The organism is Mesorhizobium sp. M0968, assembly GCF_040319065.1.
Classification (GTDB): Bacteria; Pseudomonadota; Alphaproteobacteria; order Rhizobiales; family Rhizobiaceae; genus Mesorhizobium.
On record NZ_JAMYNL010000033.1, the window covers coordinates 1 to 19,237 of the forward strand.

Consider the following 19,237-nt stretch of genomic DNA (forward strand, 5'->3'; position numbering starts at 1 on the left):
GGTGAAGTCGTCGCGCGAGAAGGTGCCATCCTTGCGCCTAGACTTGTCGAAGACCGGGATATGCGGCTCGATCCCACGCTCATGCTGCAGCAACCCGGACTTTTTCAACACTATCAGTCGGATCGCGAAGTTCCCCGCCGCATTGGCGAAACGTCCCGAGATGGCGCATGGTGCCGTTTCGGAACCGGGTGGACGGGGGGCAGGATCGCCAATCAACCTGGGATCATGTTGCAACCAAGTTCGAACGTCGCGTTACTGGCAAGTAGAAACGTCGCATTGGGACGTTTCAGAGGTAGGCGCCAGGTCAGGATAGCGGGGTGACGTGCATCCTGGCGTCGCCGTGAGCGCCCGATCGGGGGCGATCCAGTATGGCACTTCGGCTTTACCAGCTTTGAGAGCCACTTACGCGCGAGCTTCGTTGGCCGGTGTCGGTTGCGGGTGATCCGATATTCGTCCAGCATCGCGACGACATATGCAATGCGAAGCTTGGCGAAGAGTTTGACAGCGCAGATCAGCGCAAGATGTCCGACAGGCTCTCGGGCTTCTTCTCGCCAAGCGACAGATCAAGGCCCGACAGAAGTTCGACGAGGTGGCTTTGCATCAGGTCGGACGCGTTTTGTGCGTCGTGCTTTTCGATGGCATCGACGAGGGCGTGATGGGCGTGGCTTTCGCAGGTGGTGTCGCGGCGGCGCCAGTAGAGCGCGATGATCAGCGACGACCGCGACAGCAGGTCTTTGACGAAACCGGTCAGGATAGAATGGCCGGCGATTTGGGCGATGCCGACATGGAATTTTGCCGACAGCATGATGGCGTCGCTGTCGCGGCCGGCATGCAGGGCCTCGTGCTCTTTTTCGAGATGAAGCCGCAGTTGCGCGATCTCGGCCGGCTTTGCCACTTCGGCGGCAAGCGCGGCGACCTTGGGCTCGATCAGCGCCCGCGCTTCGAACACCTCGCGCGCTTCCTGCTTGGTCGGCTGGGCGACGAACGCGCCGCGGTTCGGCTCGAGCCGAGCCAAGCGGTCATGCGACAGCGCCTGCAGCGCCGCGCGTATCACCGCGCGGCTCACCGAATAGATCGAGGCGAGTTCGTCCTCGGGTAGTTTTGTGCCCGGTGCGAGGCGGTGGCTGACGATGGCGTCGCGCAGGCCGGCATAGACCGGAAACCAGCGCATCGTCGGCTTGTCGCCATCCCGTGGCTTTGGCCCAAGCAGGTCCATCGTCTCATTGTCCCGGCGGCCGGATCGCTTAGCGGCGCGAACACCGCGTTTCCGGCCGGACATCGAACATCCTGTGTGGGAATGTCAACAATTTTGCACGCATCAGGATACACGGCCGGAGGGCGAAAAGGACGCAAAGATTCCGGCGAAGGATTTTTCGAGTGGAACCTGGTAGCCGCCGCGCTTTGAGGTCGACAGGCCAAGGCCGACGAGGCTCTCACAGAGTTTTACTGCGCAGGCGACGCCGTCGAGCACGGGAAGCCTATGTTCGCGGCTGAGCGCGGCGGCGAGGTCGGCCATGCCGGCGCATCCCAGCACAATCGCTTCGGCCCGGTCGTCGCGGATGGCGCGCTCGATCTCCTCCGAAATTCGATGGCGGGCGTTGGAGCCGGGCACTTCGAGCTCCAGAACGGGAACGTCGCTGGCCCGCACCCTGGCGCAGCGGCTGGCGAGGCCGTACCGCACCAGATTGTGCTCGATCGCCGGCACCGAACGCGACAGTGTCGTCACCACGCTGAACTTGCCGGCAATCAGGCTCGCCATGTGAAACGCCGCTTCGCCGATACCGACCACCGGCATCTCGCCGAGGCAGCGTACTGCGTCGAGGCCGGTGTCGTCGAAGCAGGCGATGACGCAGGCGCTCGCCGCCGGATGTTTTTGGATCTCGCCGATCATTCCCGGGATGGCGAAGACCTCGTCGAAATAGCCTTCGACGCTCGGCGGCCCGTCCTTCGGATTGACGGCGATGATCCTGGTGCCGGCCGAAGCCGCGCGGCGCGCCGCCTCGCCGATCTTTTCGGTCATCGACGCGGTGGTGTTGGGATTGACGACGAGTACGTCCATTTGCGCTTTCATATTTCGCCGCCGAGATAGAGTTTCTTGACCCGGTCGTCGCCAAGCAGCTCAGCCGAATGTCCGGCCAGCGCGATCTTTCCGGTCGTCAGTGCGTAGGCACGCTGCGAGATGCGCAGCGCCATGCGCGAATTCTGCTCGACCAGCAGCACGCTGACCTTTTCGTCGCGGTTGATCGCGACGATCGAGCGGGCGATGTCCTGAACGAGCTTCGGCGCGACGCCGAGCGAGGGTTCATCGAGCAGCAGAAGCTTCGGTTTGGCCATCAGCGCCCGCCCGATCACCAGCATCTGCTGTTCGCCGCCGCTCATCGTACCCGCCGTCTGGGAATAGCGTTCCTTCAGGCGCGGGAAGCGCCCGAGCACCATGTCCAGCGTCCTTGCGATTTCGGCCTTGTCGGTGCGGGTGAAGGCCCCCATCATCAGATTGTCGCGCACCGTCATGTAGGAAAAGACGCGCCGACCCTCAGGTACCATGGCGATGCCCATCCTGACCAGCTCGTCCGGGCGCGTTCCGTCGATGCGGTGGCCCTGGAAATGAATCTCGCCGCTGCGGACCTTCTTCAGGCCGGTGATGGCGCGCAGGATCGAAGATTTGCCCGCGCCGTTCGCGCCGATCAGCGCTACCGTCTCGCCCCCGTTGACGCTCAGCGATACACCCTTCAGTGCATAGACATGGTCGTAGTAGAGTTCGACGTCGGAGACTTTCAGCAGTTCGCTCATGGCTAAAATCCGATCGTCTCATCTTCGGCGCCGAGATAGGCCTCGATGACCTTTTCGTTCTCCTGGATTTCCTTCGGCGTTCCCTCGGCGATTTTCACACCGAAGTTCAGGACGACGATGCGGTCGGAAATGTTCATGACGGCGGGCATATCGTGCTCGACCAGCAGGACCGTCACGCCGCGCTTCCGCACGCCGCGCACCATCTCCACCGCGCGCACGGTTTCGTCATGGTTCATGCCGGCGAAGGGCTCGTCGAGCAGAAGCACGGTCGGGTTCGTGGCGAGCCCGATGGCAATCCCGAGCGCGCGTAGATGGCCGTGCGGCAGCGTGCTGGCGATCTCATGCCGTTGCGCGCCGAGACCGAGGAAGTCGATGATCTCGTCGGCCGAGCGGCCGAATTCATCCTCGTCGCGCCGTGCGGTATTCGTGCCGAGATAGAAGCCGGCAAGGCTGGCATTGGAACGCAGGTGATGCGCGATTATGACATTGTCGCGCACCGTCATGCCCTTGAAGATCGTCGTCTCCTGGAACGTGCGCACCACGCCCTTCCGGGCGACGATATGCGGCGCCAGGCCTGAAATCCGCTCTCCCCGGAACAGCACTTCGCCCGAGGTCGGATTGAGGAAAGAGGAAATCAGCTTGAACAGCGTCGACTTGCCGGCGCCGTTGGGGCCGATGACGGAAAGGATCTCGCGTTCGCGGACCGCGAAGGAAACATTGTTGACCGCGACCAGCCCGCCGAAGCGTTTGGTCACTGCCTTGATCTGGAGAAGCTCAGTCATGGTCCTAGCCCTGCTTCTTGCCGAACAGCCTGAGGCTGAGCAGGCCGTTGGGAAGGAACAGCATTAGCGCGATCAGCACCGAAGAGAAGATCAGCAACTGGAACTCGCCGGTCTCGAACAGGAAATCCCAGCCGAAATAGAGCACGAAGGTGCCGATCATCGGCCCGAAGACGTGGCCGAGCCCGCCGAGGAAGCAGTTCAGCATGAAGTTCACCGAGTCGGTGACGGTGAAGCTCGACGGATAGATCGATTGCGAGATGGCGACGAACATCGCACCGCCGAGACCGCCGAGGAATGAGGAGATGGCATAGGCGATAACGCGCAAATAGGCGATGTTGACGCCGATCGAGGAGGCCAGTTCCTCGTTCTGCTGCAACGACTGGCAGAGTTTGCCGATGCGCGAATGGACAAGGCGGTAAAGCCCGGCAAAGCACAGCACCATCAGCGCAACCGAGACGAGATAGAAGGCGGGACGCGGATTGGCGAGCGTCGCGAAATCCGGAAGGATGGTCAGCCCGAAGATCGAGATGCTGCCGGGGAGCGGAATGCTGACCATGCCCTTGGCTCCGTTGGTGATCGGCAGTGCCAGCGCGAGCAGCCGCGCCACTTCGGTCAAAACCAGCGTGACCATGGCGAAATAGACGCCGCGAAGCCTGAGGATGGGCAGCCCGATCAGCACGCTTGCAGCGGCGCAGAACAGCCCAGCCAGCGGCAGTGTCAGCCAGAACGACACACCATACTGGACGACAAGGATGGCCGAAACATAGCCGCCCATAAGCGCGAAGGCGCCCTGGCCGATATTGATGCGGCCGATGTAGAAAGTCACCCACACCCCGGCGCTGGCGATGCTGAGCAGCGCGACCGAAGTCAGCGTGTAGTAGAGGTCGAGCCGACCGGTCGCCTCGATCAGCCAGGGCACGCCGATGAGTACGACCAGCAGGAAGACAGCGACGCCGAGGATGTTGCGTGTACGCTTCATGTCGATCACCCCCACGGCTTGCCCATGAGCCCGTTCGGGCGGATGCTCAGGAACACCATCAGCGCGGCGAAGATGACGAGATAAGTGACGTCGCCATATTGGCGTAGCACCGTCAGGCCGACTGATTCCATCATGCCGAGGATGAAGCCGCCGGCGATCGCTCCGCTGACCACGCCGGCCCCGCCGATCATCACCATCAAGAACGCTTTGATCGAGATCGGCCCGCCGATGCCCGAGTTGACGCCGGTGATGGCGACCAGCAGCCCGCCGACGATGCCGGCAAGCATGGCGCCGAGCGCAAAGCCGATCATCGAATAGCGGTCGACCTCGACGCCCATAAGCTGCGCCGCGACCCGGTCCTGCGCCAGCGCCCGCATGGCGCGTCCCGGCTTGCTGTACTGCATGAAAAGCACGAAGGAGGCGATGAACAGTATGGCGAGTGCGCCGACCAGCAGCCGGTCGTAAGGCATTATGAGGCTGTCGGAGACGAAGACGCCTTTGACGATCTTCGGCACGCCGCGCTGCTTTTCACCGAACAGGAGGAGGATCACGGCGTCGAGGAAGAATGCGACCGCCGCCGCGAGAAGCATCGTACTCTCCTCCCGCACGCTTCGCTTGATCACCGTTCTGAAAAGGAATTTCTCGACCAGCGCTCCAATAACCAGCAGCGTGATCCCGGACGCAACGAGCGCGACGACGAAAGGCATGCCGAGCTGGCCATAGACGGTGTAGGTGATGAAGCCGCCGAGAACGTACATCTGCCCATGGGCAAAGTTAAGCACGTTCATCAACGCGAAGATCAGGGTCAGACCGAGCGCGATCAAGGCGTATTGCGCGCCAAGATAGAGCCCGTTGGCGATGACCTGTTCCATCAGGATGGTTCCCCGGCCATTCAGAGGCTCAAGACGAATGCACGAGCCTCTGCGGCAATCCGCTTCAGTGCAGTTGCGTCAATCGACTTGAGCGACGAAGAGCGTCTCGAACTTGCCGTCGCGGTATTCCGTGACCACCATCGGGACCGAAAGCTGGCGCTTCTGGCCAAACGACGTCATTCCGACATAGGTCAGCTTGGCATCGCCCTTCAGATAGGGGTTGGGCGCCGAGAAAGTGTCGATCGTCTTCTTGAACTCCTCGACATTGTCGATCGCGGCCGGGTTCGCCTTCAGCGTCTCGATGATGTATTCGAGCGCGTAGACCTTGGTGTTGGATTCGTCATTGTATTCACCGAACATTTTCGTATAGCGGTCGACGAACTCCTTCATCATGTCGGACGCGATTTCGGGCGTCGATGCGCCGCCAACTGAGATGAAGCCGTTGGCCAACTCACCCGCGCCCTCTTCCAGCACCTTGGCATCCTGCGCCGTTTCGGTGGAGATCAGACCTTCGTAGCCGAGCTCGCGCGCGGCGCGGATCAGCAGCGGCGCATTGCCGGGCGCGACACCCGAAAGCACCAGCAGGTCCGGTTTTTGCAGAACGATCGGCGTCAGTACCGGTGTGAAATCGCGGGTATCGTTTTGGTAGACGTCCGTGGCAGCCACAACCTCAAGTCCGAGCGCCTTTGCCGCGGCAACACCGCCATCCCGCTGGCTCAGCGGATCGGATTCGTTGGCGGCGACAAAGGCAACTTTTCTTACGCCCCTGTTTTCCATGAGATATTTGTAGATCGCCGGAGCTGACTGGTAGTTTGCGATCATGCCGAGCACAGCGTTGGACGCCGGTGGGGTGTAGAGTTCCTTCGGGAATGCGTAGGGAAAATAGATGATGCCCTTGGATTCTGCCACGGGACGCACCGCCGCCGCGCCATCGTCAACATTCGGACCGACGACATAGTGGATGCCCTCCTGCGCCATCTTCTCCATGCCGGCGATCGCCCGCTTGGGGTCCTTCTGATCGTCGAAGGTGACGATTTTGATGTCATAGGTCTCGTCACCAATCTTCACACCGCCGGTTTCGTTGATCCAGGCGGCGCGCGTCTGCATCGAGCGGACGTTGGATGTGCCCCACGCAGCGGCCGCGCCACTCGTCACGCCGACAAAGCCGATCTTGAGTTCCTTGTTGGCGGCGTGCACCGTGATTGTGCCGCCGGCCATGATTGCCAGCGCAGAGACGGTGCCGAGCGCGGCGAATGTGATTATTGAACGTCTATTGATCATTGTTCTTTCCCCTTTGGAGGCCGCGCATTGTTGCGACAGAACTCGACCGATACGCGGAGTTTTGTGAGTGAGGGCTCAAATCTATTATCTGTCAACAAAACTTTTACAGATTGTTGACAATCTTGTGCGGTCGTAGATGAAGGACGCGGTCCGCAGCATCGCGGCTTCCCTTCCAGAATCAGGTTCCGTTCGCTCTGGCTAATATAAGTTTGTGCCTAGTATTGACTGAATGCGTAAAATTGTAGTACCGGCGCCGGCCGTCCCGAGTTCATTCCGCCGATGATGCCCACCTGGTCGCCAACGAGAGCAGCTCTCGGGCTCCCGCGACGAACTTCGCAAATGGTGCAGACGGCGCGTGCCGAAAATGCTGGAGCATGACCGGCTCAGCTCTCGGGTAGTTGGCGCCCGCCCTGATCCTGCCGCATTGAACGCGGAACGCCAGCTAATGGCTTTTGCCTAGCCCTCCCGCGGCAGTGGACTCTGTTCCGATGTGCCGCTACGTGCGGACGGCTATGTTCGAAGTACCGGCCTGTAACGTCGGAAAAGGAGTGATCCCATTTTTTTGCGTGCAAGATCTTTTCCCATCGCAGCAAGGACTGCTTTTCTGGTCACACTGGCCGGTGTCCTCGTGCTCGCACTCTCACCGGAGTGGCTTTTGCAGAATTTTGGCTTCGGCTTCACCTCTCATGATGACAAGCTCAATCACGCCGCAGCTTTCGTCGTATTGACGGCTATCGGCAGTCTCAGTTGGCCAGAGCACAGGGCAAGACTGACCATTTTTCTTGCTCTTACCGGCGCCGCGATCGAGATCCTCCAGGGCATGCAAATGATAGGCCGCGACATGGATATGTTCGACTGGTTTGCCGATTGTGTCGGCGTCGCTTGCGGGCTCGCAATTGCAAGCTGGACAAAGAAATTAGTCAGCGGATTCTCCTAGGTCACGACCCGTCAAGCTGGGCTAATCGGCCGCGTGAAGCATATGCGCGGCGAAGAGGATTTACGTCACGCTTCGCTGCAGGACTTCAGAGAGCATTGAGTAAGGCCGCAGCGATCACTGAGACTATCATCCGCAAGCCGATCTGCGCGTAGCAGCCGAGGGGAGTTATGGCCTTCTCTTTTTCATCAGAGCGCGGACTTTAACAATCATCGCTGCATTAGACCTCAATTGAGAGGCATGTATTTTGCGCATGTATCTGTCGGCGATCACCTTGTAACGAAGGGACAATCGCACCACGCGGTCGTACGTTGCGTCTTCTCCCGCGCACAATTGCTGCGCTTTTCTTGCTAAGGTACTCGGGGCGCCAGGCTGGACCGCTAGTTTTGCGGCCCACCCCAAATTACATCTGATTAGCGCGCTCTGTTCGGCCTTGATCATTGGATCGACTGCGGACCTAGCCTGAGAACTAAGAACCGCAGATGCGACCAGAACCGCGATAAAAAGCCGCTTCACAGTTGCCCTCAAACGCTGCATAGGCAGCCCAGTGATTAAACATTGGCTCCAAGTTTATAGCGCGCCGCCCGTTATGCGCAGCCGCCCACTCCGTTATTTTCGCCCCTGTTTCTGCCGGAAACATGTGATGACTTTGGAGACCATCGCCATCACAACCAGAACTCCGAATAGAATAAGAATCGGAAAATCGGTAGATTGCCGACAAGGTTCGTCATCTGGCGCGCAGTACGACAGGGCGGCCGCGAAATTCATCGTGGTTAGCAGCGCGGAAGTGGAAAGACCGAGTAACTCATACGCAGGTTTTTGGGAATATCGGCCTGCACCGGTCGGGCCGAGCCCGCGGTGCCGCATTTACTCGCAGCTATGGCGTACCTGATCAGCCACCATGCCCGCGGGACCCAACATAGCCTCGTTGAGCCCGGTGTAGCCATCTGTTTTGTCAACCTCGTTTATAGTGATAACGGCCGCGGGCTAATGGAGCCGATCGCTGACAATGCCACGGATTCGGGGCGCGCTCTCAACCGGCGCGTGGAAGTGAAAGCCGTGAAATAGGGCGAACGCGAGCAGATTCGGCCATGCGCTGCAGGTATTATAGCCCCGGCTGCCGTGCACTGAACGATAGCCATGGATGATGAGCTTCCGGAGGAATATCCGCTTGTTCGGCAATAGCAGAAGTTGTGTCTATGGTTAATCGGTCCTGAGGCTCATCTACATCGCTGCCAGCGCACGTCACGGCGGTCAGCCGCTCCGATACGATCGATGGCTGGCGCGACCGGCGCGGCGACGGCGGCGTTCCGCGCCTCCGGCCTCAACCTCATCGTTAGCGCAATCGTGCATTGGAATACGGTCTATATCGAACGGGCCGTCACCCACTTGCGCAAAATGCACCGCGAGATCCCGGATCATCCGCTCAAGCACGTCTCGCCGCTGAGCTGGGAACACATCAATCTGACCGGCATCTATACCTGGGATACAGAACATCAGATGCGTGAAAGCTTCCGGTCGCTCAGACTTCCGGCTCGGTTACGCCACGCCGCATGACGTTCATGCTCCGTTCAACCTCGTGTCGCTGGGAACTGTTCTTGCTCCGACCCCAGGCTGGGAGGCATGGAAGGATTGGGACGGCCACACGTTCCAGACCAACCGCGCCGCACTCAGCAATGAACGGACAATGCCGCTCTTTCGAGCGGGTCGATGCTGATAGGAAAGGTGGCGCGTGGGCGCCACCATTCTTGCTTTTCTTACGTGAATTACCTATTATAGGTACTTTAAAAGGAAGTACGGCGATGAAGCAATTCACATTCTCCGACATGAATCGCGTGTCAGGCGAAATCCTCGAAACGGCATTGATCGAGCCGGTGGCCCTGACCAAGCGCGGGAAGGAAAAGCTCGTCATCCTGTCCGCTGCTCAGTACCACCAGCTCGTCGGCCAGCCGCATTCGGTCGCCTATACGATCGAGGACGCACCGGATGATGTCCACAATGAACTCATGACAGGACTGGATGCCATAATTTCCGGCGACACGCCCGATGCTTAAAGCTGGCGATCTGCTCCGATATTATTACCTATGGGCGCGGGAAGCAGACGCCGGCGAGGAATCCGGACGCAAGGCGAGGCCGGTTTGCATCGTTGTCCGGACGCTAGCAACGCCCGCAGCCTTGTTTCTCTTTCCGCTGACTTCGCAAAAACCCGACCGGTCGCGCCCGCATCTCGCCATCAGCGAAATCGAATGCCGCCGCGGCGGCCTCGACTATCCGTCATGGCTGATCCTGGACGAATTTAACCGGGTGCCGGTCGATGAAGCCTATGATCTGGTGACGACGACGCCGATCGGCGCGTTCAGCCCCGCATTTGTCCGCAAAATTGCTGGCGTGATCAAAGAGACGGCGGCGCAGCGTCGATTGCGCGGCATCGTTCGCAAATAGCCGGACTGATTTCTTGGCGGGCCTCCGGTCCTTACCCGCATCGAACGGGCCAGCACCGGAGCGCGGGGCGCCCCTACGCCCTCTCCTCGCGCCCCACCCTCCCCTTCTGACGGTGTTTTCTCAAGAGGTGGACATTGTTGTCGTTGGCCGCCTGCAATTCCTCGAAATGCTCCCGAGCAGCCCGCCGACCCAACAAACGGGCGATCGACAGGACGGCTCGTTCAACCATATCTCGTGCCGACATATCAGCCCTGTACTCATGGCTGTCGTTCCCAGGTTTGGCCTCGTCCACCATGGCATGCCCGCTCTTCTGCGTAGATCGAGGGCATTGAGCGGCGTGATGATCAGCAAGACAAGTTCAGTTGCCGCGCGGTCGTAGTGTGGCGTGCAAATACTTGCGCGTTGCGATTTGGAATTCCGAAGCCAGGCCAAATTACCAAAAAGGTCGGTCGCCTTGCAATATCGCACGCGATATCCAATATGCCTGCATGAGACTGCTTCTTGACACGGCAGCAATGGTGGCGGCGATCCGAAGCGATGCTGGCGCCTCGCGCCAACTGTTGGTGGCGGCTTTGGAACGCCGGCTGACGCTCATCGCTTCGGTGCCGTTGATGATCGAGTACCAGGCGGTCATGACAAGGCCTGAGCACCTTGAGGCTTCCGGCCTGTCGGCCGAGGATGTGAATGCGTTGCTAGATGCCGTGGCGGCCGTCGCCGAGCCGGTTCGCCTTGTCTTCCTCTGGCGACCGGCCATTCGCGACCCGAACGACGATATGGTGCTGGAAGCGGCGGTCAACGGACGGGCGGATGCTATAGTGACGTTCAACTTACGCGACTTCGGCAAGGTGGCCGAGCGCTTCGGTATCATGGTCCTGTCGCCGGGTGAGGCGCTGAGACGATTGGAGAGAAAGACATGAGGAGAAGCAATTTCGCACTGCGGCTTCAGCTCTCGCTTCTTGATGAGGTGCGCAAGGTGGCGGAGAGCGAAGGCGTGCCGCTCAACCAGTTCATTAATGTGGCAGTCGCTGAAAAGCTTTCGGCGCTGCGCACGGAAAGTTACTTTCAGGAACGCGCCGCCCGTGCCGACCTTCCCAAGGCGCTGCATATCCTGAAACGGGCCGGCAAAGGGAAGGCGCCGATCAAGGGCGACGAATTGCCGGAGTAATGTACCCCGAGGGGTAGAGCGGTACCGCTCGTACCGGAGTTTGCCTGCGTCCCAAGCGTCCGCCGTGCCGGAAACTTCCGGTCAAGGCTGGCGCGGCACGCGCCACAGCGATGCGGCTCTGGCCTTGACGGGCTGACTTCGGTCCGGCGTTCTCTCGACAAGCAGGCAGTTCCCTCGTCGAACATGATTTCCCTATCGGGAAAAGCCTGGACGAACCTTCTCCGACTCTGCTCCCACTTCGGCAAAGATAGGCGAATACCCGAAACCAGAACCGGTACTCCCGTATCCGCCCGTAGCAATACGCCGACACCGCGCACCAGGCGATTGCGGTTGCGGCTGTCTTTCCCCACAGGGCAGTCGCTGCCTCTGCAGCTTCAGGCACGGTCCGTTTCTGCACGGCGGCATCGCGGTTGAAGGCATCCAACAGATTGGGATCGCTCACCGCCCGATGGTGAGATGCCGCAAGAGGGCTCTGCGCTGGCAATTCCATGGCGGTTGAAGGGTGACGTGAGGCAGACGCTTCACTGCAAGCTGAGGGGTTCTCGGCTGAAGCCGGAAGTTGGGTTGGACGGGATCTTAATATCGCGCCTCCATTTTTCAGCCGCGGAAACAGCAGCCAGCCCGCCGCCTCAGGATCTTAGGACGCTGCTCGCCGTGAAAAGAACTGTTCCGGCATGTTCTGCCGGGCGATGCGCAGCAGATCGCTAAGCGCCGAGCGGATTTGCGGCCAGGGGAACTCGGAGCATTCCCCCCAGGCCTTACCCTCGGGCAACACGGCCTCAAGCTTGCCCGCCACGCCGGCGACAGTCGTGGCAGGCGTCGTTGAGAACGCTTCCAGCAGATCCTTCGCCCGGTCGCCAGCCTCGCACTCGGCCTTGAGCGCGGCGGTGTCCGCTCCAAGCGGCCGACATCCTTTGCCCGCAGCTCAAGCGCCGGCAAATCTCCGCCGCCAGCCTCGCGCCGAAAGACTGTGTGAGATATCCGGGCTAGATATGCGCCACATTGATGCGCGCCTGCCTTGGGTGACTCCGAAGGCTGTGACAATCCACTTTGGTCTGCTACGTCGGTCCAGCATAGCTGCAGAAACGACTTCATGTCCAAGTTCACGCAGCTTGCGCGCGAAAGGCGTGATCTCACAGCCTCCATGCCAGCCGCCCGCCACGATAACAACGTTCGCCATCCGTCAACTCCTCGTCAATGCCCTGCCGTGGGGCACGTCAAGCCCTGCCGCCGTGCAATTGCGAAGGCTTTTGCTGTGGATAGGTTCTGACGTTCGACCATTGCCAATACCTGCTCAGGTTCGCAGGCCGTGAAGGTTGAATCCACAAACAGTATTGCGTTACAGCCCGGAGATATCCGGCTTGCCCTGGACGACGAATGTTTCGAGCATCGCCCAGCAATTGTCGCGCAGGTAGGTTTCGGTCCCGGCGAGCCTGTCGCAGTAGATGCGGTGTTCCGGAGCATTTTCCGCGTCCGACTTCTCAGCGGGTAGAATGGCGAGCTTGGCGTCGATGGTCAGCGTGCAGATGTTGCCGAAAAAGCCGTCATCGTTGCGGGTAAAAGTGCCGATCTGAGTCATGCTGATGTCCTTTCGTGGTGAGGAGAAACGAGCCGTCACGGCTCGCCAGAAGCCGGTTTGCCCGGAGTATCCGGTGCCGGAAAAATACGGTTGGTGGTCCAGAGGGGGACCGCGCGACCAACGATGGCGGTGTCTGGAAGCGGACCGAAATAGCGGCCGTCAAAACTCTCGGCGCTATCCCGGTTCATGAGGAACACTTCGCCGTCGGCGAGCACACGGCAGCCCTGCCAGATAGGCAGCCATCGGCCTTCGGTGTCGCGCTCTCGCGCGTATCCATAGGTGTTGCCGCGCGAGTTGATGGCAGTCCCGCGACGACAAACGGTTTCACCGCCAAGCGCCAGGACATGCTTCAAGAGCGGCACGCCGCGCGGCAGATATCGCCGCTCGGCGAGAAAGTTCGCTAGCGTATTTGGCGGCATGACGACGGCCAGATCGCCGATACCGATCGTGCTACCAGGCTCGATGCGATAGAGTCCAATCGCAACACTCGCCGACGCATTCCAGATCAACCACGGAACATGTCTGCTCAAGGCCGGGAAGATGCTAAGCGTCGCGCCGGCGAGCATTGCCACGACGATCTTGCCTCGCGCGGTCATGGCTCGATCCTGCGACGCAAAAGCCATGCTTCATGACGCTGCCGTGTGTAAGCCCTGGGACTCTCACGAGCGGCGAACCGGCTATGGACATGCCGCCAGTATTCCGGCGAGACCTCGACTGGATCGATGCCAAGCGCTTCGATGGCGTCGATGATCTGGAGCATTCGCTCGACGTTCGGCCATCCAATGACGGTCAGCAGAATGTCGGCGCCTGGCCGGACATAGGCAACGGTCGAGCGGCGCCTGCCCGAACCGACGGCGCGCAGAATGTCGATGCGCGAGGCGACCGTGCCGAAATCATTCGCCGTCCAGCGGACGAAGGCGAAGATGCTCCCTGGTGCGAAAGCAACGACGCGGCGGCTTTTGTCGATGATCCTGTTCTCGACGGTCTTGCCGAAGCGGATGTAGTTCTCAATTCGCTTCTTCAGCCACAGCAGCTCGATATAGGTGTGGTCGCTCATGTCGCCCTCCCGAGCGGGAGGTAAGTGCTCGTATCCGCTTCGGACGGTCGAGACCAGGCCGCTTGCTTGCCGGCTTGTGGCCGGATTTCGAGTTTGCCTGATGCGAACCGATCGTCTCGTCGCCAAGGCTGTTCACGTGAGGTCGGAATTGCGGGTTCCGTTAGAAAGAATCCGAAGGATTCAAAGTTAGATAAGTTAGAGGCTCGAATTCTGCTTTCGGGTCCGCTGGTTGAGCAGCGTTTGGGTTCCTGAAATGACGAGGAATGGGTTCCCGAAATCCCGTGCTGTCGGGTTCCTGAAATGACGAGTTGATTCACAGGCTGTCCTCCGTCGCCCTGGCCTTGCCGAAGCGGTTGAACGGATCCCGGTGACAGGCCTTGAATGTGAGCAGCGGCTCGCCGGTCTGGGTTGCACCGAGAGCGAGCCGGTAGCCCGGCAGGGATTGACGGCGAACGATGCCGCGAACCTCGAAGGCGAAGCGCTTATAGGCTGACAGGCTCCCCGACTTGCGGTGAAGGTGGCGCACGTCGAACGACCAACCATGCGACTGTCGGCCGCCGTGCTTGCGCACAAGGCGATAGAGCCATCGCTCGATGCCGCCCGACAGATCGAAGTAAGCGCGATCGATAGTGAGCACGAAGGCGTCGGCCATGATGCCCGCGTAAAACCAGTCGGGCAGCACGAGCTCGATGCCGAGAGGTCTGCCACGCTCGTCGGCACGCTCTTTCCATTCGTTGATCCAGGAGAAGCGATGCCTGCGCCGCTCGCTGGGCTGACGGATCGAGGTGGCGACAGTCGTCGACTGAAGCCGGTCGAGTGCTGCCTTGAGCAGCTGATACTCTCGTGCGGACGTGCCGCGGCCGATGAAGGTCAGAATTTCGTGCGGTGTCGCCGCCATCATGCGTGAGGTGCGCAGTCCATCGTCACGGGCATCGACAATCTGAGAGGCTGCCCAGATCAGGATGTCGGCGTCCCAGATGGTCGCCATGCCGTGCTCGATGGTCGCTTCGACGCGGATGGCGACCTCGCCCATTCGAAAATCGATCGGCGTGATCCGGCGCGATTTGGCGAGCGAGAAGAACGGCCAGGCCATCAGGTCCTGCGCATCGCGCAACGCCATCTTGCCGGGACGCGCATGGAACAGTGCGATGGGTTCGAGGTCTGTTGGAGGTGAACGCATGTCCGCTCCTGGAAACCAGGAGGCTCAGCGGTGCTTGCCGGCATAGGCCGGTGCACGTGCCGCATGCGGCTTGGCGGGCGGGACGTATGTGGCGTCGGTATCGCTGGTAGAAGAGCGCGCGCCAAGCTCGATCCAGGCGTGCAGGTCGTCGATGTCGTAGAGGACGCGGCCACCGACCTTGCGGTATTTGGGGCCGGTGCCGTAGGTCCGATGCTTTTCCAATGTGCGGGCACAAAGGCCGACGACAGGAGCAGCCTCCTTGGTCCGAAGATATTTTTTGTGCGCGTCCGCGGGACCACTCGACATTGCTCGATCTCCATTCGGTTGTGCTGTCGTCCTGGCCTGCCGGGACGCGCGAAACGGACGATGGCCGAATTGAGAAAATTGGAGGGAGGGCAAAGATCGGGGGCGTGTTTTTGCACCCCCCTGCCATAAAATCTCAGTGCTCGGATTTACGGCTGCGGCTTTGGGGATAGAGGAGAAGGTCGCGATAGCCGCCGGCGACCAGCCGGTCGGCGCGGCGCAGGATCGCACGAACCTTGTGGCGAAGATGATGGTCGCGCCAGTCGCGTGCAGCTATCGGATCGCGGGACAGCAGCTCTTCGGCGATCTGACGGTAGACCGCCTTCGCTCGCCTCGCATCATGGGCGCGCAGATTGAGGATGTGCCTCAGCTTTGTCTGTTGCGGCAGGGAGCCATAGGGGACGCCGGGCGGTCGGCCGTTTAGCGCCCGCCAGAGCCGACGAGCCGCGTCGAGACGAGTTTCGAAGTTCTCATCGAGCAGCAATACGACGGCATCGATGCTATCGGCATCGTCCGGGGTATCGATGAGGATGTGGTGCTTCCCGGAGGAGCTTTGCCACACGGCATGACGTTGCTCCGCCTCGGCCCAGGTGTGGGCCGTGCCAAGTTGAGGGAGTCGAACGGCCAGCCGCGAAGAGCCAGCAGAAGCTGCCAACTTCGTCGCGCGAAGAACCCGTGGCGAAACCTCTTCCGTCCATACGATGTGTTTGGGTGATGGGGGCTTGTCACCGACAATTGTGAAATCGGGCGCCCCACCGAGCGGCGAAGTCGGCCGAGCCGGCGAGTTTTCCCGGCGTCGTTGCCGACGATGCTAGCCGGCCGCAATCGGCGGCGAAGCCATCGTTCCGGATCAGATACTCGGCGGCGAATTCGTCGGCTTCATAAGCGCGCATGTGCTTGTATTCCGCCGGATCGGTCCAATCGCTTCGCGACATGGCTGCGGTCTTTCGTCCAATGCCCGTAGTTAGTCGCGGGCTTCGGAGCCAGCATCCGAAGCCACGGTTGGCTTGGGTAGTCAGAGAGTTAGCAAACCGGTTTGCTCATTCGACAAAGCCGGGCTCTGCTGCTGCAATGCCGCTCAGTGTGGCGCTCCGCCCGCCAGGAGATATTTGTAGCCGTTGGTTGTCATCCATCCAGCGCGGGCAAGATGGGTTTCCCACGCCTTGAAAGCCGCTCGGGCTCGTTCGCAGGATCGATGTGGAGAACGATCCTTGCCACCTCGCGCCAATCCGCGTCCTCGGCTGCAGCATCGAGAAGACGAATGTAAGTGAGGAGATGCTCTTCGTCGTAGCCAGTCAGGATGGAGGCGTCCGGCGCAACGTCGGCGATATCGGGATCGAGCAGAGGTTTAAGCACAGTACGAGCTGTCCAGCTTGAACAAGACCATTCGTCAGATCGAGTTCTGACTATAGCGAATAGGAACGATCATTCCTAGAACGATAGTTCCTCATCTGGTCCGTAGTCAGTATGGATCTCAAGGAGATCATGGCGATCAATCTGCGTCGTTTGCGCCATGATCAGGATGTGACGCAGGAGGAACTGGCAGCCCGCTCTGGGCTGAGCATGCGTTACGTCGGTTCGATCGAGCGTGCGAGAGTTTCAGCCAGCGTCAGTATTCTCGGTAGAATCGCAGCTGCGCTTAACGTGGACCCATGCGAACTCATCAGAGTATCAAAACGGCAAGTCGGCGGCGGGTAGCGCCTCGCGGATTGCGGCGGCGGGACGATACAAAGATCCAAACTGTCCTACAGCCGATATGACTGCAGACATGGACGTCCGAACGCAGGTCGCTGGTGATCCGTCTACTACATCGATTGGAATCTCGGCGCCGAAGGAGTTGGAACCTAGTTGACAGGCGCGCGATCTATTGATGATATCTCACAAGCACGCTCAAGACTTGCGACAAAAAAGCTAGGTAAGACTAAGCGGAAATCGACGCTCTTCTTTGAAATCTCGCTGGCTAGGGAGCAATCTATCTTGCCCGGTGATTCAGCATCTCAATCCCTTGAGGCCAGCAAGCGCATGACTGCGCTATGGGCTTCATCCTCGGTTCACCTGATGGACGGATGGGACGAGCCTCCCACGCAATTGTATGTCGCAAATCCTTTGGCAGGCGAAGTTGCGTGGCGCCCTTCTCAAATCGACACGGCCTACTCTTCTTCGTGGGGGCAAAAATCTCTTGCCGCAGATCCTATCGGGGTTAGCCGCGCGGTTTTGATTGTAGAGGCAGCCGCTGGCCGCTCGACAAGCAAGGTTGTCATCGATCTTCGGGCTATTGAGACAGCCGTTACACACGTTGCTCCCAATTCCGAAACCCTTCTTGCCCAGATTCGATGGAGCACTCTAGATCAGATCGGGCAAATTCCATCATCGGAAATCCTCGTGCATACGGCTGTCACGAAACGGTTCTCGATTGTCTTGAGGTGCCCTGAATTGCGTGACGTCGCGCGCACGACCCATGCAGCAGAACACCTAAGGGCAATTTTCGAACCTGGAATAAACCTGGCAATTCACATACTCACCACTGTCGATTTTACTGCTCTCCGAAAGGTTACATCAGATAACGCGACAGGCTATGCCATCATAGCCACTGACAAGATCGTATGCTGGGGCGAAGATACGGCGGAATGCGAGGCTATTGCAGCACATATCGCTCGATGCTTGAGTTCCCTTGTCGGAATGGAAGAGTTTCCTGCGCACACGCTCCCGTATCAAATTGGCTTTGTAGATGACCTACTAACGTTGCGTGGTCGCATAGCTCGCGATCGTCGACAGATTGTTGTGTCCTATCCAAATGGTCTGACTGCGAGTTTCTTCAATCGCAGCATAGAGTGTCAAATGGACCTTACGCCGACTCAACGACCCGTCAGTTGGGTATCCAAAACTTCTGATGTACTGGGAATAGGCCGCAGCCGATTGGACGCGCGCCGGGCGGCTGAGGCGGAGATCCGTAGCTTGCGAGCCAACGTAGCGTACGGTCTACAGGCGGGTGGGCAAATAGTGAGATCCTGGGAAGACGAAGGTGAAGTAAGCGGCTTGGGGTTGGAGCAGGAGCTTGCGGGTCGCATCGCACTAGTTACTGGCGCGGCCTCTGGGATTGGCCGGCAGGTAGCCTTCGGTCTTGCTGAACGCGGAGCTCACCTCCTACTGGTTGATCGAGAAAGAGAAAATCTCCGGAAAGTAGTTGAAACTATTGATGCGACGCATCCGGATAGCGTTGAGATGATGGTGGGCGACGTTACCGACAGTACAGCTGTCTTGGCCGCATTCCATCACTGCATCCTCGAATTCGGGGGCATAGATGTCGTTGTTTCGTGCGCAGGCGTGGGCGCAACAGGCTTTCTGAGAGACATTACTGAAGAACAATGGCATGCATGTATCAACGTCAATACCACGGCCCATTTTCTGGTGACACGAAGTGCGCTGCGCATGTTTGAACGGCAGGGATTAGGTGGCAGTTTGGTCTATGTCGCTTCCAAGACTGCAATAGCGCCAGGTCTTGCGTTTGGTGCCTATGCCATCGCCAAGGCAGCTGAACTGCAGCTCGCGCGCGTAGCCGCAATCGAAGGAGGAAAATTTGGCGTACGCTCCAATGTCGTCAACCCAGGTGCGTTATTTGGAGATTCACAATTCTGGTCCAGCGAGATGTTAGAAGAGCGAGCCTCGCTGCATCAGATACAACCAGAGCAACTAGCCGACTATTATGCGCAGCGAAACTTACTTCGGAGATCAATTACATGCACCGACGTTGCGGAAGCTGTCGCGTTCTTGGCCTCCGAGCGATCAGCTGCCACTTCGGGATGTATTCTGTCCGTCGATGGAGGCGATGACAGCGCATTTTCCCGATAACAGAATGGTGCGATTCTCCTTCGG

At 59.6% G+C, this 19,237-nt stretch carries 22 protein-coding genes and 2 pseudogenes; 8 read left to right on the forward strand and 16 right to left on the reverse strand.

All coding sequences use genetic code 11. The annotated features are described in order from the left end of the window. Positions 1-511: 511 nt before the first annotated feature. The 7 genes from NKH67_RS29910 to NKH67_RS29940 form a co-directional block, all read right to left on the reverse strand. Positions 512-1,216, reverse strand: a complete 705-nt coding sequence (locus NKH67_RS29910) for a GntR family transcriptional regulator (protein ID WP_352474573.1) — start codon at positions 1,214-1,216, stop codon at positions 512-514. Between the two features lie 102 nt (positions 1,217-1,318). Further along, positions 1,319-2,059 (reverse strand): aspartate/glutamate racemase family protein, encoded by a 741-nt coding sequence (locus NKH67_RS29915; protein WP_352474572.1) that lies wholly within the window; start codon positions 2,057-2,059, stop codon positions 1,319-1,321. 8 nt (positions 2,060-2,067) lie between these two features. Continuing rightward, positions 2,068-2,790 carry an ABC transporter ATP-binding protein gene (locus tag NKH67_RS29920; protein ID WP_352474571.1) on the reverse strand — a complete coding sequence of 241 codons (723 nt, stop codon included), beginning with the start codon at positions 2,788-2,790 and terminating at the stop codon, positions 2,068-2,070. A 2-nt stretch (positions 2,791-2,792) separates the two neighbouring features. Then, on the reverse strand, positions 2,793-3,572 hold the full coding sequence (locus NKH67_RS29925) for an ABC transporter ATP-binding protein (protein WP_352474568.1): 780 nt from the start codon (positions 3,570-3,572) through the stop codon (positions 2,793-2,795). Positions 3,573-3,576: 4 nt separating this feature from the next. Next, positions 3,577-4,551, reverse strand: a complete 975-nt coding sequence (locus tag NKH67_RS29930; protein ID WP_352474567.1) for a branched-chain amino acid ABC transporter permease — start codon at positions 4,549-4,551, stop codon at positions 3,577-3,579. Positions 4,552-4,556: 5 nt separating this feature from the next. After that, complete coding sequence (locus tag NKH67_RS29935; RefSeq protein WP_352474566.1) at positions 4,557-5,423, reverse strand: branched-chain amino acid ABC transporter permease; 867 nt, start codon at positions 5,421-5,423, stop codon at positions 4,557-4,559. 78 nt (positions 5,424-5,501) lie between these two features. After that, on the reverse strand, positions 5,502-6,704 hold the full coding sequence (locus NKH67_RS29940) for an ABC transporter substrate-binding protein (protein WP_352474565.1): 1,203 nt from the start codon (positions 6,702-6,704) through the stop codon (positions 5,502-5,504). A gap of 562 nt (positions 6,705-7,266) precedes the next feature. On the opposite strand from NKH67_RS29940, the gene NKH67_RS29945 reads away from it, so the two are divergent. From NKH67_RS29945 to NKH67_RS29970, 6 genes and pseudogenes are all read left to right on the forward strand, one after another. Further along, a complete protein-coding gene (locus NKH67_RS29945) occupies positions 7,267-7,641 on the forward strand; it encodes a VanZ family protein (RefSeq protein ID WP_352474564.1) in 375 nt (124 codons plus the stop codon). 1,302 nt (positions 7,642-8,943) lie between these two features. Next, positions 8,944-9,195 (forward strand): annotated as a pseudogene (locus NKH67_RS29950) (Tn3 family transposase); the annotation flags it as partial. A gap of 245 nt (positions 9,196-9,440) precedes the next feature. After that, complete coding sequence (locus tag NKH67_RS29955; protein WP_352474563.1) at positions 9,441-9,692, forward strand: type II toxin-antitoxin system Phd/YefM family antitoxin; 252 nt, start codon at positions 9,441-9,443, stop codon at positions 9,690-9,692. After that, positions 9,685-10,080, forward strand: coding sequence for a hypothetical protein (locus NKH67_RS29960; protein ID WP_352618550.1), 396 nt, complete (start codon positions 9,685-9,687; stop codon positions 10,078-10,080). The genes NKH67_RS29955 and NKH67_RS29960 overlap by 8 nt, the downstream gene beginning before the upstream one ends. 488 nt (positions 10,081-10,568) lie before the next feature. After that, positions 10,569-10,997 (forward strand): putative toxin-antitoxin system toxin component, PIN family, encoded by a 429-nt coding sequence (locus NKH67_RS29965; RefSeq protein WP_352617492.1) that lies wholly within the window; start codon positions 10,569-10,571, stop codon positions 10,995-10,997. After that, a complete protein-coding gene (locus tag NKH67_RS29970; RefSeq protein ID WP_353032469.1) occupies positions 10,994-11,245 on the forward strand; it encodes a toxin-antitoxin system HicB family antitoxin in 252 nt (83 codons plus the stop codon). Before NKH67_RS29965 ends, NKH67_RS29970 begins: the two co-directional genes overlap by 4 nt. On the opposite strand, the gene NKH67_RS34235 is transcribed toward NKH67_RS29970, so the two are convergent. The 9 genes and pseudogenes from NKH67_RS34235 to NKH67_RS30010 all read right to left on the reverse strand — a co-directional run bounded on the left by NKH67_RS34235 (position 11,220) and on the right by NKH67_RS30010 (position 16,720). Further along, positions 11,220-11,735 carry a Y4oE-related protein gene (locus tag NKH67_RS34235; RefSeq protein ID WP_502893832.1) on the reverse strand — a complete coding sequence of 172 codons (516 nt, stop codon included), beginning with the start codon at positions 11,733-11,735 and terminating at the stop codon, positions 11,220-11,222. The two genes, NKH67_RS29970 and NKH67_RS34235, sit on opposite strands and share 26 nt — an antisense overlap. Before the next feature lie 849 nt (positions 11,736-12,584). Further along, positions 12,585-12,824: a DUF736 domain-containing protein gene (locus NKH67_RS29975; protein WP_352474556.1), complete on the reverse strand. Its 240-nt coding sequence runs from the start codon at positions 12,822-12,824 to the stop codon at positions 12,585-12,587. A 35-nt stretch (positions 12,825-12,859) separates the two neighbouring features. After that, positions 12,860-13,420: a S26 family signal peptidase gene (locus tag NKH67_RS29980; RefSeq protein ID WP_352474555.1), complete on the reverse strand. Its 561-nt coding sequence runs from the start codon at positions 13,418-13,420 to the stop codon at positions 12,860-12,862. Continuing rightward, positions 13,417-13,881, reverse strand: coding sequence for a DUF2840 domain-containing protein (locus NKH67_RS29985; RefSeq protein WP_352474553.1), 465 nt, complete (start codon positions 13,879-13,881; stop codon positions 13,417-13,419). The genes NKH67_RS29980 and NKH67_RS29985 overlap by 4 nt, the downstream gene beginning before the upstream one ends. Positions 13,882-14,194: 313 nt before the next feature. Continuing rightward, positions 14,195-15,061 (reverse strand): replication initiator protein A, encoded by an 867-nt coding sequence (locus tag NKH67_RS29990; RefSeq protein ID WP_352474551.1) that lies wholly within the window; start codon positions 15,059-15,061, stop codon positions 14,195-14,197. 24 nt (positions 15,062-15,085) lie between these two features. Next, complete coding sequence (locus NKH67_RS29995) at positions 15,086-15,367, reverse strand: helix-turn-helix transcriptional regulator (protein ID WP_352474550.1); 282 nt, start codon at positions 15,365-15,367, stop codon at positions 15,086-15,088. 133 nt (positions 15,368-15,500) lie between these two features. After that, positions 15,501-15,926, reverse strand: coding sequence for a DUF2285 domain-containing protein (locus tag NKH67_RS30000; protein ID WP_352474548.1), 426 nt, complete (start codon positions 15,924-15,926; stop codon positions 15,501-15,503). A 163-nt stretch (positions 15,927-16,089) separates the two neighbouring features. After that, positions 16,090-16,299: a transcriptional regulator domain-containing protein gene (locus tag NKH67_RS30005; RefSeq protein ID WP_352474546.1), complete on the reverse strand. Its 210-nt coding sequence runs from the start codon at positions 16,297-16,299 to the stop codon at positions 16,090-16,092. Positions 16,300-16,442: 143 nt separating this feature from the next. Continuing rightward, positions 16,443-16,720 (reverse strand): annotated as a pseudogene (locus tag NKH67_RS30010) (DUF2285 domain-containing protein). A 111-nt stretch (positions 16,721-16,831) separates the two neighbouring features. Here NKH67_RS30010 and NKH67_RS30015 point away from each other — a divergent pair. Further along, positions 16,832-17,062, forward strand: a complete 231-nt coding sequence (locus NKH67_RS30015) for a helix-turn-helix domain-containing protein (protein WP_352474544.1) — start codon at positions 16,832-16,834, stop codon at positions 17,060-17,062. A 150-nt stretch (positions 17,063-17,212) separates the two neighbouring features. Further along, entirely contained in the window at positions 17,213-19,213 is a 2,001-nt protein-coding gene (locus tag NKH67_RS30020) for an SDR family oxidoreductase (protein ID WP_352474543.1), read from the forward strand. Positions 19,214-19,237: the final 24 nt, after the last annotated feature.

Coding starts and splice junctions, on each gene's coding strand:
- NKH67_RS29910 (WP_352474573.1), bottom strand. CDS start 1,216: ATGGACCTGCTTGGGCCAAAGCCACGGGATGGCGACAAGCCGACGATG.
- NKH67_RS29915 (WP_352474572.1), bottom strand. CDS start 2,059: ATGGACGTACTCGTCGTCAATCCCAACACCACCGCGTCGATGACCGAA.
- NKH67_RS29920 (WP_352474571.1), bottom strand. CDS start 2,790: ATGAGCGAACTGCTGAAAGTCTCCGACGTCGAACTCTACTACGACCAT.
- NKH67_RS29925 (WP_352474568.1), bottom strand. CDS start 3,572: ATGACTGAGCTTCTCCAGATCAAGGCAGTGACCAAACGCTTCGGCGGG.
- NKH67_RS29930 (WP_352474567.1), bottom strand. CDS start 4,551: ATGAAGCGTACACGCAACATCCTCGGCGTCGCTGTCTTCCTGCTGGTC.
- NKH67_RS29935 (WP_352474566.1), bottom strand. CDS start 5,423: ATGGAACAGGTCATCGCCAACGGGCTCTATCTTGGCGCGCAATACGCC.
- NKH67_RS29940 (WP_352474565.1), bottom strand. CDS start 6,704: ATGATCAATAGACGTTCAATAATCACATTCGCCGCGCTCGGCACCGTC.
- NKH67_RS29955 (WP_352474563.1), top strand. CDS start 9,441: ATGAAGCAATTCACATTCTCCGACATGAATCGCGTGTCAGGCGAAATC.
- NKH67_RS29960 (WP_352618550.1), top strand. CDS start 9,685: ATGCTTAAAGCTGGCGATCTGCTCCGATATTATTACCTATGGGCGCGG.
- NKH67_RS29965 (WP_352617492.1), top strand. CDS start 10,569: ATGAGACTGCTTCTTGACACGGCAGCAATGGTGGCGGCGATCCGAAGC.
- NKH67_RS29970 (WP_353032469.1), top strand. CDS start 10,994: ATGAGGAGAAGCAATTTCGCACTGCGGCTTCAGCTCTCGCTTCTTGAT.
- NKH67_RS34235 (WP_502893832.1), bottom strand. CDS start 11,735: ATGGAATTGCCAGCGCAGAGCCCTCTTGCGGCATCTCACCATCGGGCG.
- NKH67_RS29975 (WP_352474556.1), bottom strand. CDS start 12,824: ATGACTCAGATCGGCACTTTTACCCGCAACGATGACGGCTTTTTCGGC.
- NKH67_RS29980 (WP_352474555.1), bottom strand. CDS start 13,420: ATGACCGCGCGAGGCAAGATCGTCGTGGCAATGCTCGCCGGCGCGACG.
- NKH67_RS29985 (WP_352474553.1), bottom strand. CDS start 13,881: ATGAGCGACCACACCTATATCGAGCTGCTGTGGCTGAAGAAGCGAATT.
- NKH67_RS29990 (WP_352474551.1), bottom strand. CDS start 15,061: ATGCGTTCACCTCCAACAGACCTCGAACCCATCGCACTGTTCCATGCG.
- NKH67_RS29995 (WP_352474550.1), bottom strand. CDS start 15,367: ATGTCGAGTGGTCCCGCGGACGCGCACAAAAAATATCTTCGGACCAAG.
- NKH67_RS30005 (WP_352474546.1), bottom strand. CDS start 16,299: ATGTCGCGAAGCGATTGGACCGATCCGGCGGAATACAAGCACATGCGC.
- NKH67_RS30015 (WP_352474544.1), top strand. CDS start 16,832: ATGGATCTCAAGGAGATCATGGCGATCAATCTGCGTCGTTTGCGCCAT.